Origin of the sequence: Ruminococcus sp. 5_1_39BFAA (assembly GCF_964240875.1) — a bacterium.
Taxonomy (GTDB): domain Bacteria; phylum Bacillota; class Clostridia; order Lachnospirales; family Lachnospiraceae; genus Blautia_A.
Window position 1 is genome coordinate 32691 of record NZ_CAXSVO010000010.1, and the last position, 11320, is coordinate 44010.

The following is an 11320-nucleotide window of genomic DNA, read 5'->3' on the forward strand; positions in this document are numbered from 1 at the left end:
ATTTAGCTAATTAATGACCGCAAACGCTGACCAAAGATAGTTGCTAAAAATAGAAATGACTTAATTATTCAGAGAAAGAGGGGGCATGAAAATGTCGATTAAGATTGCGCTCGCAGGTAACCCAAACTGCGGCAAAACTACATTATTCAATGCGCTGACCGGCTCCAATCAGTTTGTAGGAAACTGGCCAGGTGTAACTGTTGAGAAAAAAGAAGGTAAATTAAAAGGTCATAAAGATGTCACCATCATGGACCTTCCTGGTATTTACTCCCTTTCCCCATATACACTTGAGGAAGTGGTAGCCAGAAATTATCTGATCAATGAAAGACCGGATGCGATCATCAACATTGTTGACGGAACGAACATCGAACGAAACCTGTATCTGTCCACCCAGATCATGGAATTGGGAATTCCGGTAGTGATGGCTGTTAATATGATGGACCTTGTTAATAAGTCCGGCAATAAAATACATATTGATAAGCTCAGCAAGAGACTGGGCTGTGAAGTTGTGGAGATTTCCGCTCTGAAAGGAACCGGAATCCAGCAGGCAGCAGAGAGAGCTGTTGCGGCAGCACAGAAAAAACAGAACGTAACTCCGGTTCATGAGTTCGCAAAAGATGTGGAGCATGTAATCGAGACAGTAGAGGATAAGCTGGGCAGCAGCGTTCCGGAAGGACAGAAACGCTTCTTTGCGATCAAGCTTCTGGAAAAGGATGACAAGATCGGGTCACAGATGAAAAACGTCCCGGATGTTTCCAGGGAGATCAAGCTTCTGGAAGACAAGTTTGACGATGATACAGAGAGTATCATCACAAATGAGCGTTATGTATATATTTCTTCCATTATCGGAGAATGCTACACAAAGGCTTCCAAAGAGAAAAAGCTTACCACCTCTGATAAGATTGACCGTATTGTGACGAACCGCTGGCTGGCGTTGCCGATCTTTGCGGTTGTTATGTACATTGTTTATTATGTATCTGTTACCACAGTTGGTGACTGGGCAACGACCTGGGCAAATGACGGCGTGTTCGGTGAAGGCTGGAACCTGTTAGGTATTGAGAGTCTGCATATTCCTGGAATCCCTGAACTGGTAGAAAGCTTATTAAGCGCGCTGAACTGTGCAGACTGGCTCCAGGGACTGATCCTCGACGGTATCGTAGCCGGTGTTGGTGCGGTTCTTGGTTTCGTACCTCAGATGCTGGTACTGTTTATCTTCCTGGCATTCCTGGAAGCATGCGGATATATGGCACGTGTTGCATTTATCATGGACCGTATCTTCCGTAAATTTGGCCTTTCCGGAAAATCCTTTATTCCGATGCTGATCGGTACAGGATGCGGTGTTCCTGGTGTTATGGCTTCCCGAACCATCGAGAATGACAGAGACCGTAAAATGACTATTATGACCACAACCTTTATTCCTTGTGGCGCAAAGCTTCCGATCATCGCTTTGATCGCAGGCGCATTATTTGACGGTGCTTCCTGGGTTGCACCAAGTGCATATTTTGTTGGTATTGCAGCAATCATCTGCTCTGGTATCATCTTAAAGAAAACAAAGATGTTTGCTGGAGATCCTGCTCCTTTCGTTATGGAGCTTCCGGCATATCATATGCCGACTGTAAGCAATGTATTAAGAAGCATGTGGGAGAGAGGCTGGTCCTTCATTAAAAAGGCCGGAACCATCATCCTTCTTTCCACCATTGTTCTGTGGTTCTTAATGAGCTTCGGATGGGTAGACGGTTCCTTCGGTATGCTTGAGGCAGAGCAGCTTGATGCAAGTATCCTTGCTTCCATTGGCGGTGTTGTAGCTCCGCTCTTCAAACCTCTTGGATGGGGCGACTGGAAGATGGCAGTTGCAGCAGTTTCCGGACTGATCGCAAAAGAGAACGTTGTAGGTACCTTCGGTGTACTGTTTGGATTTGCAGAGGTTGCAGAGGACGGTGCAGAGATCTGGGGCGCACTGGCTGGCAGCATGACAGCAGTTGCAGCATACTCCTTCCTGGTATTTAACCTTCTGTGCGCACCATGCTTCGCAGCAATGGGGGCAATTAAGAGAGAGATGAATAACACAAAATGGTTCTGGTTTGCGATCGGATACCAGACACTCCTTGCTTACGTTGTATCTCTCTGCGTATACCAGTTAGGAAACCTGTTCACTGGCGGCGGATTTGGAATTGGTACAGTTGTTGCAGTAATCTGTGTAGTCGGATTTATTTATCTGCTGTTCAGACCGTATAAAGAAAGCAAAACTCTGAATGTCAACATAAAAGGAATGGCAGGAACACGATAATTCGGAATCCGGTTTGGAATGAAAAAGAATCATCTCAGCCTGCATCGCAAAAGGTGCGGGCTGAGCTTCTACTAGGAGGAAAAGCATGGTACAGGACGAAGAGCTGATTGAGGAATCCCAGGGTTATGAGAGAACGCAGATGCAGAAGGATATGGTGATTGAGAAGCTGCGGGAGCAGGGCTGCAGGATTACCAGACAGCGTCGGATGATTCTTGATATTATTCTGGAAGAGGAATGTGCCTGCTGTAAGGAGATTTACTACAGAGTCCAGGAAAAGGACAAAAAGATAGGCCCTGCCACCATTTACCGCATGGTAAATATGCTGGAAAAGATAGGGGCTATCAATAGAAAGAACATGTATAAAATCTCAGGCTGCGATTTTAAGTGCGAGGAAAGTGTGTGCATTGTCAGGCTAAGCGATAATACTACCTACAGGCTTCCCAGGGACACCTGGAAGGAGGTTGTAAAGGCAGGAATGAAAGAGCTCGGCTATATTCAGGAGCAGGAGATTAAAAGTATTGATGTAAAAGGGAGTTAATGTAAAAGCCCTTTCATTAACTTCCGACAATATTTTTTTTAATCACGGATTAGATTAAACTAACGAGAGAAGGCGAAAACTAACAGAAAGATGATATTTCATACAGAAAGGAGACATAAGTCATGAGCATTGTAATCATAGGGTGAAACGAGAGAATGGTGTGCCAGTATTCGGATATCTGCAAGGATTACGGATATAAAGCAAAGATATTTCCAAAGGAAAGCGGCTCCATCAGGAAAAAAATCGGATGTCCAGATCTGATGGTGCTGTTTACCAACACGGTATCTCACAAAATGGTGATCAGCGCCTCACAGGAGGCAAAGAAAAACAATATCCCGGTTGCACGTATTCATACCAGCAGCGCCAGCGCATTAAAAAGCGCCCTGGATGAGCATTGCGTAATGGCTTAAGGAGGCTTTCAATGATTGAAAAATATTTGATTGAGCATTGTTCGCCTACTCTGGCATCGGTAAAGTCAGCGAATCTGTTTAACGCCAGCTTTGAGGTAGGTGAAGATATGGACAGACAACTGGCTGTCTGGAACAGTGCGATGAATCCCAAGGGGGTAAAGCTTCTGGCTCTGCGAAAGCGAGGAAGGCGTGCGCTGATTTATGTTTACCGGGAAAAGCAGCTGCAGCGGAATCTGAATAAGCCCGGAGTGGCAGATTTCCTGAGAAAATTCGGGTATGCGGATACCGACGCAGACAATTGTCTGGCGTATCTTTGCAGCCGTTTTGCGGTAAGTGAAGAATTTCCCCATGAGATCGGGATTTTTCTGGATTACCCACTAGGAGATGTGATCGGCTTCATAGAAAATGAGGGCAAAAATTATAAGTGTGCAGGCTGCTGGAAGGTTTACTGTAATGAGTGTGATGCTCTGGAGCAGTTCCGGAAATACAGAAAGTGCCGGGAGATTTACCTGAATCTGTGGAAGAAGGGCAGAAGTGTTTTGCAGCTCACCGTGGCTGCGTGACATAAGAAATAATCAAAGAAAGAGGTTGGAAAAATGAGTAAAATTGCAGTTGTTTATTGGAGTGGAACAGGAAATACGGAAGCAATGGCAAATAAAGTAGCAGACGGTGCAAAGGAGGCAGGAGCTGAGGCTTCTGTTTTCGGCATAGAGGATTTTTCTGCCGATAAGGTAGATGAATTTGACGCACTGGCCTTCGGATGCCCGGCTATGGGAGACGAGGTACTGGAGGAGGATGTGTTTGAACCGGCATTTGATGCCTGCGAGGAAAAGTTGAAAGCAAAGAAAGTGGCATTGTTCGGTTCCTATGGCTGGGGTGATGGCGAGTGGATGCGCAATTGGGAAGAAAAATGCAAAAATGCTGGGATCGCTCTTGCGGCGGAGAGCGTGATCTGCAACGAGGAACCTGACGATGAGGCTCAGGAAGCGTGCATTGCACTTGGAAAGGCACTTTGCTAAAACAGACAAAACAAGTTGAAATTATTTTTGTAAAAAATTGCCTTTGAAGAACCAGAAAAACTACGATATAATATTATCATAGTTGAATCAAGAATTTAAGCGTGTTGCTCTATGAAGCGTAAGTCCGGCCTCATAAGCGATGCGCTTATTTTTTTGTGTCAAAGGGAAGCTTAGCGAAAGGAGTAACAAAATGGAAGAAAAAACAAACACATTTCTGGTGTCGGAGAAGGTCGGCACTTTGATGAGAAAATATGCGGTACCCTGCATTATTTCTTTATTAGTAGCAGCTTTATACAATATCGTGGATCAGATCTTTATTGCGAATGCGTCGTATCTGGGATCCTACGGAAATGCAGCAAATACGGTGGTTTACCCACTTACCGTTGTGGCACTGTCCCTCGCGGTTATGATCGGCGATGGCTGCTGTGCCTTTGTAAGTATTTGTCTTGGAGCCAATCAGAAGGACAGAGCACACAAAAGCATCGGAACAGCAGTAACTTTATGTGTGATCGTCAGTCTTGTGCTGACAGCAGTTTATTTTATTTTCCAGAAGCAGATCCTGATCATGTTCGGCGGTATGGTAAATGAGGAGACCTATGCCTGTGCAAAGGAATACTTTACCTATATTACCATAGGAATCCCCTTCTACATGTTTGGTCAGGCAATGAACCCGATCATCCGTTCTGACGGAAGCCCTAAATTTGCTATGGCAGCTACCGTCAGCGGTGCGATTGTAAATATAATTCTTGACCCTGTTTTCATCTTTGTATTCCATTGGGGTATGATGGGAGCGGCTGTAGCAACAGTATTGGGTCAGGTGCTCACTGCAGGATTATCAATCTGGTATCTTTGCCATATGAAGGCTGTGAAGCTGGAAAAGAAGAGCTTTGTTATGTCAGGAAGCCTGATGCAGAAATTCCTGCCTCTTGGTATCTGCAGCTTCCTTTCACAGATCTCTCTGGTAGCAGCAATGGCAGCGATCCAGAATATGACATTAAAATATGGCGGTCTTGACCCGATTTTCGGTCAGGCACAGTATGCACAGATCCCGATGGCGGTACTGGGGATCGTTATGAAGTTCTTCCAGATCGTGATCTCTGTTTCCGTAGGACTGGCAGCAGGCTGTATCCCGATCGTAGGATATAACATCGGTGCGGGACGAAAAGACAGAGCATTGAACTTGTTCACCAAGCTTCTGATCGCGGAGGCAGCAGTGGGCGCTGTTGCACTTTTTATCGTACAGGTTTTCCCGCATCAGCTTATCGGTATCTTCGGAGCAGCAAACGAGAGCAGCTATTATACGGATTTTGCAGTAAAAAGCTTCCGGGTATATCTCTGTATGATGATCTTTGCAACGGTTAATAAAGGTACTTTTATTTATCTGCAGTCCCTAGGAAAAGCGTTTGCCTCTACCATGCTTTCTCTGGTAAGGGAGGTTGTATTCGGTGTTGGTTTTGCGCTGATCCTGCCCACATTTTTCGGACTGGACGGAGTCCTGTACTCCATGCCGGTTTCCGATGTGCTGACCTTTATTTTGTCAGCAATTGTCATTGCATATACCTATAAAACGCTGAAGGAGCCAGCCAAAGCGCCTTCCAAATTGCAGACAGATTAAAAAAAACGATTTGATTATTGACAAGCTTTCACCTTCATTATATGATAAAAACAAGAGGTGCCGGCCAGCTCTTTTCGGCAGAAAAGATGCTGGCCTTTCCTATGTACGAAAAGGAGAAAAGCGTATGTTTGAATTACTGAATGGAGTAACGATCACACCGGAATTTTCTGACCAGGGAGTAGACTGTTATCGCCTGGAGGGCGGGAATTTTGAAAATGAATATTATGTGGTTTCGGAAGCAGAGACGAGAAAGCTTCTGAATACGCCGGAAATTGTGGGATATGAAGTATACCACTGTCTGATCCCATCCACCGCCCAGATGATGTATTATTTTAAGGAGCAGAAGAAGGTTACCACCGCAAACATTCTTTCAATCCTGCGGGGAGCACTGAATTATCCTCTTGAGGAGAGCTGCTACAGGGAGCATATCCGTGTTCATGATATCAGCTTTCTTTCCAGTGAGCGTGTCTTTGACCATGACGAGATCGCGGGGCTGGAGATTAAGTACAGTAAGCTGACCATGGTTCCTGACAGCACACTGCTGATCGGTGATATTATCGCATCGGGCGAGACGTTGATCCATTGTCTGCGCTATGTGACGGATTTTTACCGCGAAAACGGCGCCAAGCTTCGCAATATCATCATTTTTACAATAGGAGGCACTACCGGAATTGAGATCCTGGAGAGGCTGACTAAGGAGATCCGGGAATTCTGGCCGGATTTTGAAGGCTTTATTGCCGTTTATTATGAGGGAATCTTCAGTACCTATCAGGATAAAGGTGTTTCCGGCATCAATCTGCCGGATGTGGATTTCTACTGGAAGGACGGCATTATTGCACCGGAGTTCAGGAGAGAGACCCTGTCCATGCGCGATCCGCTTTTTGAAAAATGTATCATTTATGACGGAGGGGCGCGCCGCTATGAGATTCATGAGCATGTGAAGGAAGTACTGGATTTCTGGGAGGGCATCCTGGAGCGTGAGGACAAGATCGACATGAAGGAGCTTCTTGACGAAAAGCTGGGATATCCTACCCCCATCAGTTATGAAGACTGGCTGCGCTGCAACCATTACGAAAGGCTGCCTGAGGTACAGACAAAATGGTTGTATAAGCAGGAGCTTGGATATATTGAGAGCCTGAAGGGAGTAACCCTTAAGGAAATCTGTGAGCAGAGGATCCGGGAATTCAGACAGGCGTTGCGGAAATATATTATCTGAGAACAGCATTTAGGAACAGGGCGGCAGGGAAGCCGGCCTGTTTGCTGAGTTAAAATAAATTTTTTACATACGAGGAGAGAGAAAAAATGAGTGACACGAGGAGTAAGGCGGCATCGGCGGACATCGATTATGCAGAGTGTGCGGTGCCGAAGGAGAGCAGGCGGAGCCAGTTGACAATGTTTATGATCATGCTGGGATTTACCTTCTTTTCCGCAAGTATGTGGGTAGGCCAGGAGCTGGCGGACGGACTGGATTTCTATGGATTCGTGGGAGCGCTTCTGGCAGGCGGTATTATCCTGGGAGTCTATACAGGACTTTTGGGATACGTAGGTGCAGAAACAGGAATGAGCATGGATCTGCTGGCGCAGCGTTCTTTTGGAATAAAAGGCTCTTACCTTTCATCTGCTATGATCAGCTTTACACAGATCGGATGGTTTGGTGTTGGAATCGCCATGTTTGCCATTCCCATTGCAAACCAGCTATTTGGAGGGAGCAAGGCGGCAGAGTATATTCTGGTCGTGATAGCCGGAGTGTGTATGACGGCTTCTGCTTACTTTGGAATTAAGTCTCTGACAGTTGTAAGCTATATTGCAGTTCCGCTGGTAGCGATCCTTGGCACGGTTGCCATGGTGATGGCGATCAGCCAGGGAGAGGGCACGATCGTTGACCAGTTTGCAGTAAACAGCGGTACGCTCAGTGTGATCGGCGGTGCAGGACTTGTTATGGGCTCCTTTGTATCCGGAGGAACTGCAACACCGAACTTTTCGCGGTTTGCGAAATCAGGAAAATCCGGTGCAATTACAACAGTAGTTGCTTTCTTTATCGGAAATTCCCTGATGTTCTGTTTCGGTGCTGTTTCCTATATTTTTGTGGGCGGAAATGATATTTTTGATGTAATGATCCGTTTGAACCTGTTCTATTTTGCTGTGCTTGTTTTGGGACTGAATATCTGGACGACCAATGACAATGCGCTGTATTCCGCAGGTCTTGGACTGGCAAATATTTTCCATCAGAAGAAAAAGCCTATGGTGCTGGTTTCCGGTATAATCGGAACAGTGGCATCTGTATGGCTGTACTGGAATTTCTGTTCCTGGCTGAATATCCTGAACTGCACACTTCCGCCAGTAGGTATCATCCTTGTACTTGGCTATTTCATGCACAAGGATGAGTACAGAGATGAGGTAAAGAACACAAAGATTGTCGACTGGTTTGCAGTAGTCGGTGTGATTTTGGGAGCTGTGGTGGCAAACGTAGTGAATTGGGGTATCGCATCCATCAACGGAATGGTGGTAGCGGCTGTGTGCTACATCATCGGACAGATGGTAAACAAAAACAAATAAAAATAAATAAAGAACAGGAAGTATCAACCCGGGCCGGTCAGGTCCGGGTGTTTTTGTGTAACTGCGAAATATTAACACCTTGGTGAAATTCAAATACTTATAATTTCACCAGGGGATTTTTTATAATGGGAGAAAAATGTAAAAGGATAATGAGGAGGGTTTGCTTGATGGGTTATCAATTTGTAGATAAGGGAGGAACATTTCATCTGAAAAATGCGGAAGAAAACCGCTATCTGTATCTTCCGCTGGCAAACAGGGCGGGAGTGATGAATTCCATTACACCGGACGGGCATGGAGACAGTAAGCTGAGTCAGGATGAATTCCTGTTGGAGCCGGTAAGTTCGGAGAATCTCCACGAGAGTACGGGAAGCAGAAATTTCTGGTGTAAGGTAAAAGGATATGGTGCATGGTCCGCAACGGGAAATTCGGCCATGCAGGCAATGCAGAGATTGACCGGACAAAAGGAAGACAGTGAACTGACAGGAGGGCAGCTCTGGCAGGAGACAAGGAGAACATGGAAAGAAAACGGCCTTTCGGCCACGGTGAAAAACTTTTGCCCTGTGACAGAGGACAAAGTGGAAATCATGTCTGTCACATTGAAAAACTGCGGAGAAGCGACTCTTGAAATTACGCCTACTGTGGCAATCCCAATTTTTGCGAGAGGGGCTGACCATATTCGCGACCATCGCCACGTGACCTCCCTTTTGAACCGGATGGAGGTGACAAAGGACGGTGTTGTGGTGACTCCCAGCATGGCATTTGACGAGCGGGGGCATCATTACAATTACCGCTCATACGGAATTTATGCCCGGGGTGAGGATGAAACAGGAATCCTGGGAGCTTTCCCGTTGCTGGAAGAATTCACAGGGGAGGCGGGAAGTCTCCTGTGGCCGGAAGCGGTAATATGCGATAGAAGGAATGAGAGGCAGCAGACAGAAAATATGGTATTTCCGGGAGAATGCCGGGAGGGGTATGAAGCTATGGGTGCCCTGCGTTTTCCTGACCTTACCCTGGCGCCGGGAGAAGCGTACCGCTATATGATCCTGTTAAGCTATGATGGCGAGGGCAAGGAATATCTGGAAGCGGGCAAGGCTGATGCCGCTTTTGAGGAGATGTGCCGTTACTGGCAGCGGCAAAAAACGGTATCCGTTTCCACAGGAGATGAGCGGTTTAACGGATGGATGGAATGGGTGGGACTGCAGCCCTTCCTTCGCAGGATCTATGGCTGTTCTTTTTTACCTCATCATGATTACGGACGAGGAGGCAGAGGATGGCGGGATCTGTGGCAGGACTGTCTGGCGCTTATTCTCATGAATCCGGATGATGTGAGGGAGGATCTGGTGAATTTCTTTGCAGGAGTCCGGGCGGATGGGACAAATGCTACCATTATTGGCAGTAAGGCAGGAGAATTTAAAGCAGACCGCAACAACATTGTCCGCGTATGGATGGATCATGGTTACTGGCCCTTTTTTACAGTGGAATTATATCTGAAGCAGACAGGGGATTTCCAGTTCCTTTTGGAAGAGAATACGTATTTTAAGGACCAGATCACCCACCGGGGTGAGAAAAATGACAGCCTGTACAGCCAGAAGGATGGAACGGTATTAAAGACCGAAAAGGGAGAGGAGTACTATGGAACCGTATTGGAGCATCTTCTGATCCAGCAGATCACCCAGTTCTACGATGTGGGAGAGCACAATCACATGCGCTTAAGAGGAGCTGACTGGAACGATGCGCTGGACATGGCAAAAGACCGGGGCGAGAGCGTGGCATTTACAGCAGCCTACAGCGGAAGCATGAAAGGTCTGTCCGGCTTACTGGATACCATGGAAAAACAGGGCATCACCCATGTGAAGGTTGCAAAAGAGCTGGAAACCTTGCTCTATGCGGACGAGTCCATTTATGAAAGCGCCAAAAAGAAACAGGAAACCCTATCTCTCTATTGCAGTAGCTGTGGCCATGCACTTAGCGGGGAAAAGCTGGAAATTTCGGTGGGAGAGCTTTCAGACATCGTGAGTGGTATGTCCCAGTGGATCCAGAAGCATATCCGCAGAACCGAGTTTGTGGAGGATGAGACAGGAAACGGCTGGTTTAACGGGTATTATGACAACAACGGCAGGAAAGTGGAAGGGCTGATAAACGGGCAGGTGCGCATGATGCTTACCAGTCAGGTATTTACCATTCTCTCTGGTACTGCAACGGATGAGCAGATTGAGAAGATCAGCCGCTGCGCGGATCTGTATCTCTATGAAAAAAGAATGGGCGGCTACCGGCTGAACACCAATTTCCGCGAGGTGAAGCTGGATCTGGGACGGATGTTTGGGTTTGCTTACGGACATAAGGAAAATGGTGCCGTATTCTGTCATATGGCAGTGATGTATGCCTATGCGCTGTATGAAAGAGGTTTTGCGCAGGAGGGTTATAAGGTACTGAACAGTTTATTTGAGCAGTGTATGGACTTTGAGGTGAGCAGGATTTATCCGGGAGTGCCGGAATACTTTAACGAAAAGGGAAGGGGAATGTATTCTTACCTTACTGGTGCTGCAAGCTGGCTGGTGCTGACCGTACTGACCCAGATGTACGGGGTGAAGGGCAGGGAAGGAAATCTGCACCTCCGTCCCCAGCTTTTGAAGGAACAGTTTAATGGACAGGGCGAGGCAGCCATTACCTGCAGTTTTGCCGGACGTACCGTAGAAATTATATATTGCAACACAAATAAAAAAGAAATCGGGGATTACGATATCACAGAAATTTATATAAATGGAAAGCTGTACCAGAATCCGGAAGAAAAGAACACCATTGCACGTGCTGTTATCCGGAAGATGCCGGAGAAAACAGAGATTAAGATAAAAGTTGTTCTGGATTGACAGAAAGCAGGATGTTTAGGAGGCGGAT

General features: G+C 46.6%; 9 protein-coding genes. All 9 read left to right on the plus strand.

Annotation, left to right across the window (positions count from 1 at the left end):
- The first annotated feature begins 91 nt into the window (after positions 1-91).
- The 9 genes from feoB (at position 92) to ACESZH_RS12125 (ending at position 11292) form a co-directional block, all read left to right on the plus strand.
- On the plus strand, positions 92-2287 hold the full coding sequence (gene feoB / locus ACESZH_RS12085; protein WP_373216414.1) for a ferrous iron transport protein B: 2196 nt from the start codon (positions 92-94) through the stop codon (positions 2285-2287).
- 85 nt (positions 2288-2372) lie between these two features.
- The gene (locus tag ACESZH_RS12090; protein ID WP_373216415.1) at positions 2373-2825 is read left to right on the plus strand and encodes a Fur family transcriptional regulator; all 453 of its coding nucleotides are present in this window, start codon (positions 2373-2375) and stop codon (positions 2823-2825) included.
- A 155-nt stretch (positions 2826-2980) separates the two neighbouring features.
- Positions 2981-3235, plus strand: a complete 255-nt coding sequence (locus ACESZH_RS12095) for a DUF2325 domain-containing protein (protein ID WP_373216416.1) — start codon at positions 2981-2983, stop codon at positions 3233-3235.
- An 11-nt stretch (positions 3236-3246) separates the two neighbouring features.
- Positions 3247-3798 (plus strand): DUF3793 family protein, encoded by a 552-nt coding sequence (locus ACESZH_RS12100; protein WP_373216417.1) that lies wholly within the window; start codon positions 3247-3249, stop codon positions 3796-3798.
- A gap of 33 nt (positions 3799-3831) precedes the next feature.
- Positions 3832-4254 carry a flavodoxin gene (locus ACESZH_RS12105; protein WP_373216418.1) on the plus strand — a complete coding sequence of 141 codons (423 nt, stop codon included), beginning with the start codon at positions 3832-3834 and terminating at the stop codon, positions 4252-4254.
- Between the two features lie 190 nt (positions 4255-4444).
- The gene (locus ACESZH_RS12110; RefSeq protein WP_373216419.1) at positions 4445-5869 is read left to right on the plus strand and encodes an MATE family efflux transporter; all 1425 of its coding nucleotides are present in this window, start codon (positions 4445-4447) and stop codon (positions 5867-5869) included.
- Between the two features lie 124 nt (positions 5870-5993).
- Positions 5994-7085, plus strand: a complete 1092-nt coding sequence (locus ACESZH_RS12115; protein ID WP_373216421.1) for a hypothetical protein — start codon at positions 5994-5996, stop codon at positions 7083-7085.
- An 86-nt stretch (positions 7086-7171) separates the two neighbouring features.
- Positions 7172-8425, plus strand: coding sequence for a cytosine permease (codB, locus tag ACESZH_RS12120; protein WP_373216423.1), 1254 nt, complete (start codon positions 7172-7174; stop codon positions 8423-8425).
- Between the two features lie 167 nt (positions 8426-8592).
- Entirely contained in the window at positions 8593-11292 is a 2700-nt protein-coding gene (locus ACESZH_RS12125; RefSeq protein ID WP_373216425.1) for a GH36-type glycosyl hydrolase domain-containing protein, read from the plus strand.
- Positions 11293-11320: the final 28 nt, after the last annotated feature.

Bases quoted from the DNA above. Each gene is read 5' to 3' on its own strand.
- ACESZH_RS12100 (WP_373216417.1), top strand. From the start codon at position 3,247: ATGATTGAAAAATATTTGATTGAGCATTGTTCGCCTACTCTGGCATCG.
- ACESZH_RS12110 (WP_373216419.1), top strand. From the start codon at position 4,445: ATGGAAGAAAAAACAAACACATTTCTGGTGTCGGAGAAGGTCGGCACT.
- codB (WP_373216423.1), top strand. From the start codon at position 7,172: ATGAGTGACACGAGGAGTAAGGCGGCATCGGCGGACATCGATTATGCA.
- ACESZH_RS12095 (WP_373216416.1), top strand. From the start codon at position 2,981: ATGGTGTGCCAGTATTCGGATATCTGCAAGGATTACGGATATAAAGCA.
- ACESZH_RS12105 (WP_373216418.1), top strand. From the start codon at position 3,832: ATGAGTAAAATTGCAGTTGTTTATTGGAGTGGAACAGGAAATACGGAA.
- ACESZH_RS12115 (WP_373216421.1), top strand. From the start codon at position 5,994: ATGTTTGAATTACTGAATGGAGTAACGATCACACCGGAATTTTCTGAC.
- feoB (WP_373216414.1), top strand. From the start codon at position 92: ATGTCGATTAAGATTGCGCTCGCAGGTAACCCAAACTGCGGCAAAACT.
- ACESZH_RS12090 (WP_373216415.1), top strand. From the start codon at position 2,373: ATGGTACAGGACGAAGAGCTGATTGAGGAATCCCAGGGTTATGAGAGA.
- ACESZH_RS12125 (WP_373216425.1), top strand. From the start codon at position 8,593: ATGGGTTATCAATTTGTAGATAAGGGAGGAACATTTCATCTGAAAAAT.